Annotated in this window: 10 protein-coding genes; 9 read left to right on the forward strand and 1 reads right to left on the reverse strand. The window is 72.4% G+C overall.

Going from position 1 to position 14,726, the window contains the following annotated elements:
• Nucleotides 1-100 precede the first annotated feature (100 nt).
• The 9 genes from AB0D31_RS02220 (at nt 101) to AB0D31_RS02260 (ending at nt 12,941) form a co-directional block, all read left to right on the forward strand.
• Entirely contained in the window at nt 101-1,237 is a 1,137-nt protein-coding gene (locus tag AB0D31_RS02220; RefSeq protein WP_362715734.1) for a 5-dehydro-2-deoxygluconokinase, read from the forward strand.
• Entirely contained in the window at nt 1,234-2,121 is an 888-nt protein-coding gene (locus AB0D31_RS02225; RefSeq protein WP_362715737.1) for a deoxyribose-phosphate aldolase, read from the forward strand. Before AB0D31_RS02220 ends, AB0D31_RS02225 begins: the two co-directional genes overlap by 4 nt.
• Nucleotides 2,122-2,153: 32 nt before the next feature.
• The gene (iolB, locus tag AB0D31_RS02230; protein ID WP_362715740.1) at nt 2,154-2,969 is read left to right on the forward strand and encodes a 5-deoxy-glucuronate isomerase; all 816 of its coding nucleotides are present in this window, start codon (nt 2,154-2,156) and stop codon (nt 2,967-2,969) included.
• A 13-nt stretch (nt 2,970-2,982) separates the two neighbouring features.
• Nucleotides 2,983-4,866: a 3D-(3,5/4)-trihydroxycyclohexane-1,2-dione acylhydrolase (decyclizing) gene (iolD, locus tag AB0D31_RS02235; protein WP_362715743.1), complete on the forward strand. Its 1,884-nt coding sequence runs from the start codon at nt 2,983-2,985 to the stop codon at nt 4,864-4,866.
• 14 nt (nt 4,867-4,880) lie between these two features.
• Nucleotides 4,881-6,392, forward strand: a complete 1,512-nt coding sequence (locus tag AB0D31_RS02240) for a CoA-acylating methylmalonate-semialdehyde dehydrogenase (RefSeq protein ID WP_362715746.1) — start codon at nt 4,881-4,883, stop codon at nt 6,390-6,392.
• A 535-nt stretch (nt 6,393-6,927) separates the two neighbouring features.
• A complete protein-coding gene (locus AB0D31_RS02245; RefSeq protein WP_362715748.1) occupies nt 6,928-8,493 on the forward strand; it encodes an APC family permease in 1,566 nt (521 codons plus the stop codon).
• 21 nt (nt 8,494-8,514) lie between these two features.
• On the forward strand, nt 8,515-9,294 hold the full coding sequence (locus AB0D31_RS02250; protein WP_362715751.1) for a maleylpyruvate isomerase family mycothiol-dependent enzyme: 780 nt from the start codon (nt 8,515-8,517) through the stop codon (nt 9,292-9,294).
• 156 nt (nt 9,295-9,450) lie between these two features.
• A complete protein-coding gene (locus AB0D31_RS02255) occupies nt 9,451-12,060 on the forward strand; it encodes an alpha/beta fold hydrolase (RefSeq protein ID WP_362715829.1) in 2,610 nt (869 codons plus the stop codon).
• An 8-nt stretch (nt 12,061-12,068) separates the two neighbouring features.
• Nucleotides 12,069-12,941: an ABC transporter permease gene (locus AB0D31_RS02260; protein WP_362715832.1), complete on the forward strand. Its 873-nt coding sequence runs from the start codon at nt 12,069-12,071 to the stop codon at nt 12,939-12,941.
• Between the two features lie 168 nt (nt 12,942-13,109).
• Here the strand turns inward: AB0D31_RS02260 and AB0D31_RS02265 are convergent, their stop codons facing one another.
• On the reverse strand, nt 13,110-14,381 hold the full coding sequence (locus AB0D31_RS02265; RefSeq protein ID WP_362715754.1) for an aminotransferase class I/II-fold pyridoxal phosphate-dependent enzyme: 1,272 nt from the start codon (nt 14,379-14,381) through the stop codon (nt 13,110-13,112).
• Nucleotides 14,382-14,726 lie beyond the last annotated feature (345 nt).

Here is a 14,726-nt window from a genome sequence, read left to right on the forward strand (position 1 = left end):
TGTCAAGGTCACGTCCGAATGTAAGGACAAAGATTGACAGGGGTGGCAGCGGACGGCTAGACCTGGGGCATCGGCGACCGGGCGATCCGAGGGGATGTGCATGGACGAGGCTTCGTACGGCACCGGGCGGGCGGTGGCCGGATCCGAGCCCCCGTACGACGTGATCACCATGGGGCGGATCGGCGTCGACCTCTACCCGCTCCAGACCGGCGTGTCGCTCGCGGAGGTCAGTTCGTTCGGGAAGTTCCTCGGCGGGTCGCCGTCCAACGTGGCGGTCGCCGCGGCCCGGCTCGGCCGGCGCGTCGCGGTCGTCACGCGCACCGGGCGCGATCCGTTCGGCGAGTACCTCCGTACGGAGCTGGGCGAGTTCGGGGTGGACGCGCGCTGGGTCACGCCGGTGGACGGCCTGCCCACGCCGGTCACCTTCTGCGAGGTGTTCCCGCCGGACGACTTCCCGCTGTACTTCTACCGGCTGCCCAAGGCGCCCGATCTGGAGCTGCGCGCAGGGGAGTTGGACCTCGACGCGATCCGGGCGGCGCGGATCTTCTGGGTGACCGGGACGGGACTGTGCGCGGAGCCGAGTCGCGGGGCGACGCTGGCGGGGTTGCGGGTGCGGGCGGACTCCGCCTGGGGGGATTCCGCTCGTGGGGATTCCGTCCGTGGGGATTCCGGCCGTGGGGATTCGCTCCCCACGCCGCTCCTTCCCAAGGCCCTGGAGGGGCTGTCCTCAAGTGAACACTCCTCAAATGCACCCCCGCCGCCCCGCAGGATCACCGTCTTCGACCTCGACTGGCGGCCCATGTTCTGGGCGGATCCCGACGAAGCGCGGCCCTGCTACCGCGATGCCCTCGCCCACGCCACCGTCGCCGTCGGCAACATCGAGGAGTGCGAGGTGGCCACCGGCGAGCGGCAGCCGCGGGCCGCGGCCGAGGCGCTGCTCGGGGCCGGGGTCGAGCTCGCCGTCGTCAAGCAAGGGCCCAAGGGCGTGCTCGCCGTGCACCGGGACGGCACGGTCGCCGAGGTGGCACCGGTGCCGGTCGACGTGGTCAACGGGCTGGGCGCGGGCGACGCGTTCGGCGGGGCGCTCTGCCACGGGCTGCTCGCGGGATGGGAGCTCGAACGGATCATGCGGTACGCCAACGCCGCCGGGGCCATCGTGGCGTCCCGGCTCGCCTGTTCCGCCGCCATGCCCTTCCCCGCCGAGGTCGAACACGTCCTGGAAGGCGGCCGGGCGTGAGCGCCGACCTCGGTCCGGCCGGGCTCGCGCGCATCCGGGCCCGCCACCCCGAAGCGGTCACCGAGGCCGCCGCCCGCCGCAGGCGCAGACCGCTCCTGCGCGGCGACGGCGGACGGCTCATGGTGATCGCCGCCGACCATCCGGCGCGCGGCGCGCTCGGCGTCGGCGGCGACGCGCTCGCCATGGCCGACCGGGGCGACCTGCTCGACCGGCTGCGCCTCGCCCTGTCGCGGCCCGGCGTCGACGGAGTGCTCGCCGGCGCCGACGTCCTGGAGGACCTGCTGCTGCTCGGCGCCCTCGACGACAAGGTCGTCATCGGCTCCATGAACCGCGGCGGCCTCGCCGGAGCCGCCTTCGAGATGGACGACCGCTTCACCGGCCACCGCGCCCAGGACCTGGCCCGGCTCGGCTTCAACGCGGGCAAACTGCTCCTCAGGATCGACTACCAGGACCCGGGCTCCCTCGACACGCTGCACGCGGCGGCACGTGCCGTCGACGACATGGCCGAGCGTCAACTCCCCGTATTCATCGAGCCGTTCATCTGCCGCCGCAGTCACGGCAGGCTCCGCAGCGACCTCTCCGCCGGCGCGGTCACCCGCTCCATCGCCATCGCCTCCGGGCTGGCCGGCACATCCGCGTACACCTGGCTGAAGGTGCCCGTCACCGAGAACCCCGACGACATGGCCCAGGTCATGGCCACCAGCACACTGCCCGCGGTGCTGCTCGGCGGCGACATGGGGGACGACCAGGACGCCGCCTTCGAGAAGTGGCGCGGCGCGCTCCAGCTGCCCACCGTGCAGGGGCTCGTCGCCGGACGCTCGCTGCTCTACCCGGCCGACGGCGATGTCGGGGCGGCCGTCGACACCGCCGTCGCACTGCTGTAGCCACGACCGCCGCTGAAGGGTAGGGATCGGGCATGGATCACCAGGAACTGTTGGTACGGGCGGGCGCCACGGCCCACGGCGCGTACGCCCTCGACATCGACCCGGCGCGGGCCGGCTGGGGCTACTCCTCGCTGCGCGTGCTCGACCTGGCGCCCGGCGGCTCGCACCGCCTCGACGCCGGGGACAGCGAGTGGCTCGTGGTGCCGCTCGACGGCGGCTGCACGGTGCGCGTCGACGGGCTCGACCTCGAAGTGGCCGGACGCAAAGGCGTGTTCGACGGCCCCACCGACTTCGCCTATGTGCCGCGTGACGCGCACGCCGAGATCTCCTCCGGTGCGGGAGGCCGGTTCGCGCTGACAGGAGCGCGCTGCGAGCGACGACTCCCCGCTCGCCACGCCCCCGCGCCGGAGGTGCCCGTCGAAGCGCGCGGCTCGGGGAACACCGCCCGTACCGTGCGCAACTTCGCCGCCGCCGACGCCTTCGCCTGCGATCGGTTGATCGCCGTCGAGGTGATCACGCCGGGCGGCCACTGGTCCTCGTATCCGCCGCACAAGCACGACGAGCACCGGCCGGGCCACGAGAGCGAGCTGGAGGAGATCTACTACTTCGCGTTCGAGCGGCCCGACGGCTACGGCTACCAGCGGATCGCGCCCTCCCGCCCCGGCGGCGCCGACCTGCTGGCCGAGGTGCGCTCCGGTGACGCGGTCCTCGTGCCGGACGGCTGGCACGGGCCGTCGATCGCCCAGCCCGGCAACGCCATGTACTACCTGAACGTGATGGCGGGCCCGGGGCAGGAACGGGAGTGGAAGATCTCCTTCCACCCCGATCACATGGAGGGATACCAATGACGGAGGGATACCGGTGACCGGACCGACACGGCGCCTCACCACCGCCCAGGCGCTGATCGCCTTCCTGGCCCGCCAGTACACGATGTGCGAGGGCGCCAACCACCGTCTGATCGCGGCGACTTGGGGGATCTTCGGGCACGGCAACGTCGCCGGTGTCGGGCAGGCGCTGCTCGAATCCGGGTCCGCGGCCATGCCCTTCCATCAGGGCCGCAACGAGCAGGCCATGGTGCACGCGGCCGTCGGTTACGCCCGCCAGTCGGGCCGGCTCTCCGCGCAGGCGGTGACCACGTCGATCGGGCCCGGCGCCACCAACCTCGTCACCGGCGCCGCCCTGGCCACCGTCAACCACCTGCCGGTGCTCCTGCTGCCCGGCGACACCTTCGCCACCCGCCCCGCCGACCCCGTCCTGCAACAGCTCGAAGTCCCGTACGCGGGCGATGTGTCGGTCAACGACTGTCTGCGGCCCGTCTCGCGCTACTTCGACCGCATCACCCGCCCCGAGGCGCTGATCACGGCCGCCCTGAACGCGATGAGCGTCCTCGCCGACCCCGCGAACACCGGCGCGGTCACCCTCGCGCTGCCGCAGGACGTCCAGGCCGAGGCGTACGACTGGCCCGAGGAGTTCTTCCGCGAGCGGGTGTGGCCGGTGCGGACTCCGGCGGTCGACTCCGATGAACTCGCTTTTGCTGCGGTTGAGTTGATGTCGGCGCGGCGGCCGCTCATCGTCGTGGGCGGCGGGGTGCGGCACGCCCGGGCCCAGGGCGAGCTCGACGCGTTCGCGCGCTCCACCGGCATTCCGGTCGCGAGCACCCAGGCCGGCAAGGGCGCCCTCGACCACGACCACCCCCAGGACGTCGGGGGCATCGGCCACACCGGTACGGCCGCCGCCGACGAGCTGGCCCGCACCGCCGATGTGGTGCTCGGCGTCGGCACCCGCTGGACCGACTTCACCACCGCGTCCGCCACGCTCTTCGCCGCCCCGGACGTCCGTTTCGTCAACCTCAACATCCGGCCCGCCGACGCGCACAAGATGGGCGGCAGACAACTCGTCGGCGACGCACGCGGGGGGCTCGCCGCGCTGAGCGAGGCGCTGAAGGGGCATCGCGTACCGGCACCGTACGAAGCCGAGTGCGCACGTCTGAAGGGGGAGTGGGAGCGCCGGGTCACCGCCGTGTACACCCCGGCGTCCGACGCGGCGCGCCCCACGCAGGCCCAAGTGCTCGGCGTACTCGACACGTTGGTCACCGGGGACGACATCCTGGTCAACGCAGCCGGCTCGCTCCCAGGCGACCTCCACCAGCTGTGGCGGACCCGCTCGCGCGACCAGTACCACGTCGAATACGGCTACTCCTGCATGGGCTACGAGATCCCGGCGGCGATCGGCGTGGCCCTCGCGGCGCCCGGCCGGCCGGTCTGGGCGCTGGTCGGCGACGGTACGTATCTGATGAATCCGACCGAAATCGTCACCGCCGTGCAGGAGAACATCCCCATCAAGGTGGTGATCCTGCAGAACCATGGGTACGCCTCGATCGGCGGGCTCTCGGACGCGGTGGGGGGTGAGGGGTTCGGCACGGCGTACCGGTTCAGAACACCCGGCGGGGCGTACGGAGGCGACGTGCTGCCGGTCGACCTCGCGGCCAACGCGGCCTCGCTCGGGATGCGGGTGCGGCGCGCCGAAACCGTGCGTGACCTGCGAGAAGCCCTCGCATGGGCGCGCTCGGCGGACGTTCCCACATGTGTCTACGTGGAGACCGAAACGCCCGACACAGTGTCGGGCCCGCCCCCGTCCCCGGCGTGGTGGGATGTGCCTGTGGCCGAGACCGCGACGCGTCCGTCGGCGGTCACGGCCCGCGGGAATTACGAACGGCACGTCACCGCCCGACGCCGCCATCTGTGAAGGAGCACCTGGACATGACGAAGACCGTCCACCACTGGATCGGTGGCAAGACCTTCGAAGGGACCGCGGGCACGTCGGGCAGGTTCGGCTCGGTGACCGACCCCGCGACCGGCGAGGTCACCACGCGGGTCGCCTTCGCCGCCGCCGAGGAGGTCGACCAGGCGGTCGCCATCGCGCGCGCCGCTTACACGACCTGGGGCACGTCCTCGCTCGCGCAGCGCACCACCGTCCTGTTCAAGTTCCGGGCGCTGCTCGACGCGAACCGGGACGCCATCGCCGAGCTGATCACCGCCGAGCACGGCAAGGTGCACTCGGACGCCCTGGGCGAGGTCGCCCGCGGCCTGGAGATCGTCGACCTGGCGTGCGGCATCACCACCCAGCTCAAGGGCGAGCTGTCCACGCAGGTCTCCAGCCGCGTGGACGTGGCCTCCATCCGCCAGCCGCTGGGCGTCGTCGCGGGCATCACCCCGTTCAACTTCCCGGCGATGGTGCCGATGTGGATGTTCCCGCTCGCCATCGCGTGCGGCAACACCTTCATCCTGAAGCCGTCCGAGAAGGACCCGTCGGCGTCGATGAAGATCGCCGAGCTGCTCGCGGAGGCGGGGCTCCCGGCCGGCGTCTTCACCGTCCTGCACGGTGACAAGGTCGCCGTCGACGCGCTGCTCGCCCACCCCGACGTGGCCGCGATCTCCTTCGTCGGCTCGACCCCGATCGCCCGCCACATCCACACCACGGCCTCCGCCAACGGCAAGCGGGTCCAGGCGCTCGGCGGCGCGAAGAACCACATGCTGGTGCTGCCGGACGCCGACCTGGACGCCGCCGCCGACGCCGCCGTCTCGGCCGCGTACGGCTCCGCGGGCGAGCGCTGCATGGCGATCTCCGCGGTCGTCGCGGTGGGCGCGATCGGCGACGAGCTGGTCGAGAAGATCCGCGAGCGCGCCGAGAAGATCAAGATCGGCCCCGGCAACGACCCGACGTCCGAGATGGGCCCGCTGATCACCGCGGCCCACCGCGACAAGGTGGCGTCGTACGTGAAGGGCGCGGCGGCGCAGGGCTGCGAGGTCGTCCTCGACGGTACCGGCTACACCGTCGACGGCTTCGAGGACGGCCACTGGATCGGCCTGTCCCTCCTCGACCACGTGCCGACGACGTCCGACGCGTACCGCGACGAGATCTTCGGCCCGGTCCTGTGCGTGCTGCGCGCCGAGACGTACGAGGAGGGCCTCGCGCTGATCAACGCGTCGCCCTTCGGCAACGGCACCGCGATCTTCACCCGCGACGGCGGCGCGGCCCGCCGCTTCCAGCTGGAGGTCGAGGCCGGCATGGTCGGCGTCAACGTGCCGATCCCGGTGCCGGTGGGCTACCACTCCTTCGGCGGCTGGAAGGACTCGCTCTTCGGCGACCACCACATCTACGGCAACGACGGCACGCACTTCTACACCCGCGGCAAGGTCGTCACCACCCGCTGGCCCGACCCGGCGGACGGCCCCTCGGGCGTGGACCTGGGCTTCCCCCGCAACCACTGACGCGCTCCGCGGCGCCGACTCCGGCCGTACCGATTTCTGTACAGATTTCGGTACGGCCGGAGTGGCATGACCCGGACCGCTGCTGCGCGTGCTGAGCGCTCTGCCGGCTTCCTGAGCCCCGAGTACGCCGTCGTCTTCGCGTTCCGGCGCACTCGTGTGACCCCGCCACACCCGTACCCGCCCCGGCCGCCTCGCTGACCGGCTGGGCGGACGGGCAAGCCGGCCGGCGAGCGGGTGGCAGGGAGGCGGAGGGGGGCCGGGTGTCCGTACTGCGGAAAGTTATCGACGAATCTCGATGCGGAAGCTACGGTTCCCGTACCGGTCGATCCTCGTGCCTTGACGCGTCCTTAACGCCGAAAACCGGCGTCCACCGCGGCCGGATCTTCGGATTCCGCAGGTAACCCCCTATTGACCTGCGGATCTGCGAAGGATTGCATAACGGCACCCCGGGAGCCCGAACCACTTCACCACCCGCCTCTGGAGGCGATACCGCTCCCGCGGACCGGACACCGCACCAGTCGATCGGAACCGCACGATGACGGAAACGCTCAGCGCGCCCCAAGCGCTCGCCCCCGCGACCGGACCCACCCCGCAAAAGCTCAAGCGGTCCATCGGCGTCGTGGGCGGCACCCTGCTCACGCTCTCCTGCGTGACTCCCGCCTCCACGCTGTTCGTCGTCGTTCCCGACCTCTTCGCCACGCTCGGTACGTACACCGCCCTCACCATCGCCATCGGCTCGCTGCTCTGTATCGCCGTGGCGTTCTGCTACTCGGAGCTGGGCACCCTCATCCCCAGCGCGGGCGGCGAGTACGCCATGGTCTCCACGATGGCGGGACGCCTCGCGGGCTGGCTCGTGTTCGTACTCTCGCTGCTCGTCGTGATGATCGTGCCGCCCGTCATCGCGATGGGCACCGCCGACTACCTCGCGCCGATCGTGCACATACCGGCGCCGCTCGCCGGCGGCGCGGTCATGCTGCTCGCCACCCTCGCCGGCCTGCTCGACCTGCGCGCCAACGCCTGGATCACCGGCATCTTCCTGGTCCTCGAAGTCATCGCGGCCGGCGTCGTCGCCGTACTCGGCTTCGCCCACAGCCGGCGCGGCGCCTCCGCCCTGGTGCACGGCACGGTCGCCGGTGACGGCCACACCACCTCCACGGTCACCGCGATGATGGTGGTCTCCGGGCTCGCCATCGCCCTCTTCATCACCCAGGGCTTCTCGACCGCCGTCTACCTCTCCGAGGAGTTGGAGCACCCCCGGCGCAACGTCGCCCGCACCGTGCTCGCCACCCTCGCCATCTCAACCGCCGTGATCCTGGTGCCCGTTGTCGCCATCACGCTCGGCGCCCCCGACCTCGCCGCCCTCACCAGCGGCAACCTGAGCGACATGGTCAACGCCTGGTCGAACTCGGCGGTCGGCACCTTCGTCAGCCTCTGCGTCGCCCTCGCCATCATCAACGCGGGCATCGTCATGGTCATCCAGAACTCCCGCGTCCTGTTCGCCTCCGCCCGCGACAAGGCCTGGCCCGAGCGGGTCAACCGCGGCCTGTCCCGGCTCGGCCGGTTCGGCTCCCCGTGGGTGGCCACCCTCGTCGTCGGCGTCCCCGGCGCGGCCCTGTGCTTCGTCAACCTCGACACCCTGTACGGCGTCACCGGCGTCTCCGTCACCGCCATGTACCTGCTGGTCGCCGTCGCCGCCCTGCTGTGCCGGCGCGGCGCCCACAAGCACGCCACCGCCTGGCGGATGCCGCTGTGGCCCGCGGTGCCGGTGCTGCTCATCGCCGTACTCGCCTACATCCTCACCCAGCAGGAGACCCAGTACCTGGTGTGGACCGGCGCCATCGTCGCGGTCGCCACGCTGTACTGGGCGCTGTACCTGCGGCCCCGCCGCGCCACCCGCTGGCTGGTCAGCATCCCCGAGGACGAAGTCGGTCTCCCCGAGGACGACGTCGCTCCCGCTGAGGGCGAATTCGGTCCCGCCGAGGGCGAAGTCGCTCTCCCCGAGGGTGAGTCCGGCCCGGCCAGGGGCGAAGTCGGTCCCGCCGAGGGCGAAGTCGGCGGGCCCGGCACCCAAGTCGGCCTCCCCGAAGGCGCACGGGCCTGAGGCATTGCCTAGGGTGTCGGCATGACCCTTGAGCACGCGACGTACTGCGACCAAATCCTGCGCCAGAGCGCTGAGTTGAGGTCCCACCTCGCCGGCGCCGACCTGACGGCGGCCGTACCGACCTGCCCCGAGTGGACCCTGCGCGACCTCGCCGTGCACGTGGGCGGGGCCCATCGGTGGTCCACCGAGATCGTCCGCACGCAGGCCACCGAGCCGTTCCGGCCCGACGCGGTGCCCGGCGCGGGCGGGCCCGACAGCGACGACCCGGCGGCCCTCGACGCCTGGATGGCCGAGGGCGCCGAGAACTGCGCAGCCGTACTGCGCGACGCCGGGCCCGACGTGCCGGTGTGGAGCTGGACGGGCCCGGCGACCAGCGCGTTCTGGGCGCGCCGGATGACCCACGAGACCCTGGTGCACCGGGCTGACGCGGCAACCGCCCTCGGTACCGCCTTCACCGTGCCCGCGGAGGTCGGAGCCGACGCCATCGACGAATGGCTCGACGTCCTCACCTTCACCCGGGCGTTCCGGACCAACGACGCCAAGCTCGGCGAGCCCGGCCACTCCCTGCACCTGCACGCCAAGGACGCCGGCGCCCAGTGGTTCATCGAGCTCGGCGACCAGGCGTTCACCTGGCACCGGGCCGAGGCGAAGACCCACGACAAGGCGACGGTCGCGGTGCACGGCCCCCTCGCCGACGTCCTGCGCGTCTTCTACCGCCGGCTGCCCACCGACACCCCGGCCGTCGAGATCCTCGGCGACGCGGGCGTCCTGGACACCTGGCTGACCGCCACCTCGTTCTGACCCGGGCCGCTCCGTCTACGGCCGTACGCCCGCTCCCGTACTCCCGACGCGGTACGGGAGCGGGCGGCCGTACTCCCCGGGTACAGCAGCCACCTCCACCCAGCGGCAGCTTCGGTTGTCGGTGCGGGCGCATACGGTTGGGGGATGGAGATCAGCATGCGCAGACGCCGGTGGCGGGTGGCCGCGGGGGCGGCCGCCCTCGCCGCGCTGGCCGGCGCCGGCGTCTGGAGCGCCGCCGGCGCTTCGGGGGCGCCCGCCGTGCACCGTGAGGACCGGGTGCTCGACATGCCGGGGGCGAAGATCGACACGTCGTTCTTCACCGCGGGCAGCGCCAAGGACAAACGCCCCGCCGTGCTGATCGGGCACGGTTTCGGCGGCAGCAAGAACGAGGTGAAGGGCCAGGCCGAACAGCTCGCGCGCGACGGGTACGCGGTGATGACGTGGTCCGCGCGCGGCTTCGGCGAGTCCACCGGCCGCATCGGGCTCAACGACCCCGCGTTCGAGGTCAAGGACGTCTCGCGGCTCATCGACTGGCTCGCCGAGCGGCCCGAGGTACGGCTCGACAAGGCGGGCGACCCGCGTGTCGGCGTCACGGGTGTCTCGTACGGCGGGGCGATCTCGTTGCTCGCCGCCGGCTACGACCAGCGGGTCGACGCGATCGCCCCGGAGATGACGTACTGGAACCTGTCGGACGTCTTCTTCCCCGACGGCGTCTACAAGAAGCTCTGGGCCGGGATCTTCGTCTCCACGGCGGGCGGCTGCCAGAAGTTCCAGCCGGAGCTCTGCGCGATGTACAACCGGGTCGCGACCGCCGGGCAGCCCGATGCCGAGGCCGAGAAGCTCCTGGAGTCCAAGAGCCCCTCCGCCGTGGGCGACCGCATCAAGGTGCCCGCCCTGATCATGCAGGGCCAGACCGACTCGCTCTTCCCGCTCGGCCAGGCCGACGCCATGGCGCGGCGTATCGCCGCCAACGGCGCCCCGGTCTCCGTCGACTGGATCGCCGGCGGCCACGACGGAGGCGACCGCGAGAGCGGCCGAACCCAGGCGCGCGTCACCCAGTGGTTCGACCGCTATCTGAAGGACGACAAGAGCGCCTCCACCGGCCCTGCCTTCCGCGTCACACGCACCGGTGGCGTCAACTCCACTGACGGATCGGCCCAGTTGAGAGGCGCCTCCACCGGCAGCTACCCGGGCCTGGAGAGTGACCGGCAGACGGTCGCCCTGACCGGCCGCGAGCAGAGCTTCGACAACCCGCCCGGCGGCGCGCCGCCCGCGATCTCGGCGGTGCCCGGCCTCGGCTCGGGTGTCGCGGGCCTCTCCTCGCTCGGCGTCGGCCTCTCCCTCGACTTCCCCGGCCAGTACGCGACGTTCGACTCGGCGCCCTTGACCACCGGCGTCCACGTCACCGGATCGTCCACCATCAAGCTGAAGGTCACATCGAGCACCGGCACCGCCGTCCTGTTCGGGAAGGTGTACGACGTCGGCCCCGACGGCAAGCAACAGGTGCTGCCCTCCCAACTCGTCGCGCCCGTGCGGGTCGACGGCGCCAAGGACGGCAGGAGCGTCGAGCTGACGCTGCCCGCCGTCGACCACAACGTCGAGGCCGGCCACCGGCTCCGCCTCGTCGTGGCCGCCACCGACCTCGGCTTCGCCTCCCCGGCCGCGCCCGCCGCGTACACCGTCTCCCTCGATGGCGGCGCCCTGAGCGTGCCGACCGTGCCCGCGCTGCGCACCGCGTCGGCGGGCCTTGCCTGGTGGGTGTGGGGGCTGCCGCTCGCCGGCGCCCTCATCGGCGCGGCGCTCCTCGTCACCCGACGCACCCACACCCCGGCCCCCGATCCGGACCTGGCTCAAGTGCCGCTCCAGATCACCGATTTGACGAAGAAGTACGCCAAGTCCAGTGACCGGTACGCCGTACGGGACCTCTCCTTCCGCGTCGAGAAGGGCCAGGTCCTCGGGCTGCTCGGGCCCAACGGCGCCGGCAAGACCACCACCCTGCGCATGCTCATGGGCCTCATCCGGCCCGACGGCGGTGAGATCCGCGTTTTCGGCCACGCCATCCGGCCGGGCTCGCCCGTCCTGTCCCGGGTCGGCGCGTTCGTCGAGGGCGCCGGCTTCCTGCCGCATCTGTCGGGCCGCGAGAACCTGGAGCTGTACTGGGCGGCGACCGGCCGCCCCGCCGCGGACTCCCGCATCGAGGAGGCCCTCAGGATCGCGGGCCTCGGCGACGCCCTCCAGCGCGCCGTACGGACGTACTCGCAGGGCATGCGCCAGCGCCTCGCCATCGCCCAGGCCATGCTCGGCATGCCGGACCTTTTGATCCTCGACGAGCCGACCAACGGACTCGACCCACCACAGATCCGCGAGATGCGGGACGTGATGATCCGCTACGCCGAGGGCGGCCGCACCGTGATCGTCTCCAGCCACCTCCTGTCCGAGGTCGAGCAGTCCTGTACGCATCTGGTGGTCATGGACCGCGGCCGGCTCGTCCAGGCGGGCCCGGTCGCCGAGATCACCGGCGCGGGCGACACCCTGCTCGTCACCACCGTCGAAGCGGTCCCCGCGGCCGTCGTCGACAAGGTGGCCGCCCTGCCCGGCATCGGCTCGGCGCTCCGCACCGACGACGGTCTCCTGGTCCGCCTGGAAGGGGCGACCACCACCGAGCTCATCGCCGAACTGCTGCGCCTGGGCGTCCAGTTGACCGGCGTAGGACCGCACCGCCGCCTTGAGGACGCCTTCCTCACCCTGATCGGAGGGACCGCGTGAGCACCCTGATGGAGTCCCCGGCGGGCGCGTCCCCGGCGGGCGAGACCGCACCCGGATACCGGCCGGGGCGCACCCTGCCGCTGCGCGTCGAGGCGCTGCGGCAGCTCAAGCGCCGGCGCACCCTGGTGATGGCGGCGGTGCTCGGCGCGCTGCCCTTCGTGCTGATCGTGGCGTTCGCCATCGGCGGCACCCCGAGCAGCCGGGGTGGGCGGATCACCCTGATGGACACGGCGACCGCGTCCGGCGCCAACTTCGCAGCGACCTGCCTGTTCGTCTCGGCGGGCTTCCTGCTCGTGGTCCCGGTCGCGCTGTTCTGCGGGGACACCGTGGCGGCGGAGGCGAGCTGGTCGTCGCTGCGCTATCTGCTCGCGGCGCCCGTGCCCCGGGCCAGACTGCTGTGGTCGAAGCTGGCGGTGGCGCTCGGGTTCAGTGCGGCGGCGATCGTGCTGCTGCCGCTGGTGGCGCTCGCGGCGGGCACCGCGTTCTACGGCTGGGGCCCGCTGGAGATCCCGACCGGCGGCGCGCTCGGCGCGGGCCAGGCCGTACCCCGCCTCGCCGCGGCGGTCGCCTTCGTCTTCGTCTCCCAACTGGTCACCGCGGCGCTGGCGTTCTGGCTCTCCACCCGCACCGACGCGCCGCTCGGCGCGGTCGGCGGGGCGGTCGGCCTGACCATCGTCGGCAACGTCCTCGACGCGGTGACGGCGCTCGGCGACTGGCGCGACTTCCTGCCCGCGCACTGGCAGTTCGCCTGGGCCGACGCGCTCCAGCCGCATCTGGAGTGGGGCGGCATGCTGAAGGGCTCGGCGGTCTCCGTCGCGTACGCCCTCGTCCTGTTCGCGCTGGCCTTCCGCGGCTTCGCCCGCAAGGACATCGTGTCGTAGACGCGCGGTCCTCGCGGGCGGGGTGCGTGCGGCCGGGGATGCGGGGCCGGGGTGGGCGCGGCCCGGTGCGGGGCCGGGGCGGCCGCGGCCCGGTGAGGCCGCGCCCGGTCAGGCCGCGCCCGGTGAGGCCGCGCCCGGTCAGGCCGCGCCCGGTGAGGCCGCGCCCGGTCAGGCCGCGAGGAGCTTCTCGTATCCGACGAGCCGCACACACGCCGTCAGGCCGAGGATCGCCTGCTCCAGCTCCGCGAGGCCCGGGTAGCTGGGCGCGATACGGATGGTGGCGTCGCGCGGGTCGTCGCCGTACGGGTGCGTCGCGCCGGCCGGGGTCAACACGACACCCGCCGCGCCGGCCCGCGCCACGACCTCCTTCGCACAGCCCTCGGGCACGTCGAGGGTGACGAAGTAGCCGCCCTTGGGGAGCGTCCAGCTCGCGAGGCCGGTGCCGCCGAGCTCGCTCTCCAGGATCCGCTGCACCGTCTCGAACTTCGGCTGGAGCAGCCCGCGCTGGCGCTCCATGTGGGCCCGTACGCCGTCCGCGTCCCGCAGGAAGATCACATGGCGCAACTGGTTGACCTTGTCGGGGCCGATCGAGCGCTTGGAGTTGTTGGCGAGCAGCCACTGCACGTTGGCGGGCGAGGCGCCGAAGAAGGCGACGCCGGCGCCCGCGGCCGTGATCTTCGAGGTGGAGCCGAAGACGAACGCACGGTCGGCGTGGCCGGCCTCGGCACACGCACCGAGCAGGTCGGCGATCTCGGTGGGCTCGTCGGTGAGGTGGTGGGCCGCGTAGGCGTTGTCCCAGAAGATCCGGAAGTCGGGCGCCGCGGTCTCCATGCGGGCGAGCCGCGCCACCGTCTCGTCGCTGTAGCTGACGCCGCTCGGGTTGCTGTACTTCGGCACGCACCAGATGCCCTTGATGCCCGCGTCCTCGGCGACCAGACGCTCCACGACGTCCATGTCCGGGCCCGCGTCGGTCATCGGGACCGGGATCATCTCGATGCCGAACCGCTCGCACAGCGCGAAGTGCCGGTCGTAGCCGGGCACCGGGCACAGGAACGCAAGGCGCTCCTGGTCGACCCAGTGGGACTCGGCGCCGGGCACGACGCTCAGCATCGCGTGCACCAGGCAGTCGTGCATCAGCTCAAGGCTGGAGTTGCCCGCGGCGAGCAGCTGCCCGGCCGGCACCTGGAGGACCTCGGCGAAGATCTCCCGGAGCTCCATGAGGCCCTGGAGGCCGCCGTAATTACGGACGTCGGTGCCGTCGGCCGAGGTGAAGCGGCCGCCGGGCAGGCTGAGCAGGTCCTCGCAGAGATCGAGCTGCTCGGGCGCGGGCTTGCCCCGGGTGAGGTCGAGCTTGAGACCACGGGCGGCCAGGGCCTCGTAGTCCTTCCGGGCCTGGTCGAGCAGCCCGGCCAGGGCGTCGGAGCTCAGCTCGGTGGTCATGGTGTTTCCTCTCGCGGAGCCGCGCGGGCGTGGAACGGCAATGGGGTGGGTGCGCCGTGTCGAGCTTACAAACCCGCCCCCGAGGACCGGACGCCCGGCTTCCCGCGGGGGCCGGGGGCCCGGTATTACGGGGCCGGGCGCCGCCGGGTCGCCGCTGTCCGGAGACGACGCACCGCTGTCCGGACACGGCTCTTCCCTCGTACGGAGCAGTCCCCGCCAGGTGGAGCCGGGGCGAGAGGGCGCGTCACAGTCACAGGATGGCCGGCGCATGTGCCAGGGCGTGCGCGCTCGGGCCTCCTTCGCCGGGTGCGGAACAGCTCGCCCTACCCAAGCCGGGGTGATCTC

Origin of the sequence: Streptomyces sp. NPDC048361 (assembly GCF_040651795.1) — a bacterium.
GTDB lineage: Bacteria > Actinomycetota > Actinomycetes > Streptomycetales > Streptomycetaceae > Streptomyces.

What these genes read in the sequence shown, in the direction of transcription:
- iolB (WP_362715740.1), top strand. Translation starts at nt 2,154, where the DNA reads ATGGATCACCAGGAACTGTTGGTACGGGCGGGCGCCACGGCCCACGGC.
- AB0D31_RS02265 (WP_362715754.1), bottom strand. Translation starts at nt 14,381, where the DNA reads ATGACCACCGAGCTGAGCTCCGACGCCCTGGCCGGGCTGCTCGACCAG.
- AB0D31_RS02245 (WP_362715748.1), top strand. Translation starts at nt 6,928, where the DNA reads ATGACGGAAACGCTCAGCGCGCCCCAAGCGCTCGCCCCCGCGACCGGA.
- AB0D31_RS02240 (WP_362715746.1), top strand. Translation starts at nt 4,881, where the DNA reads ATGACGAAGACCGTCCACCACTGGATCGGTGGCAAGACCTTCGAAGGG.
- AB0D31_RS02260 (WP_362715832.1), top strand. Translation starts at nt 12,069, where the DNA reads ATGGAGTCCCCGGCGGGCGCGTCCCCGGCGGGCGAGACCGCACCCGGA.
- AB0D31_RS02220 (WP_362715734.1), top strand. Translation starts at nt 101, where the DNA reads ATGGACGAGGCTTCGTACGGCACCGGGCGGGCGGTGGCCGGATCCGAG.
- AB0D31_RS02255 (WP_362715829.1), top strand. Translation starts at nt 9,451, where the DNA reads ATGCGCAGACGCCGGTGGCGGGTGGCCGCGGGGGCGGCCGCCCTCGCC.
- AB0D31_RS02250 (WP_362715751.1), top strand. Translation starts at nt 8,515, where the DNA reads ATGACCCTTGAGCACGCGACGTACTGCGACCAAATCCTGCGCCAGAGC.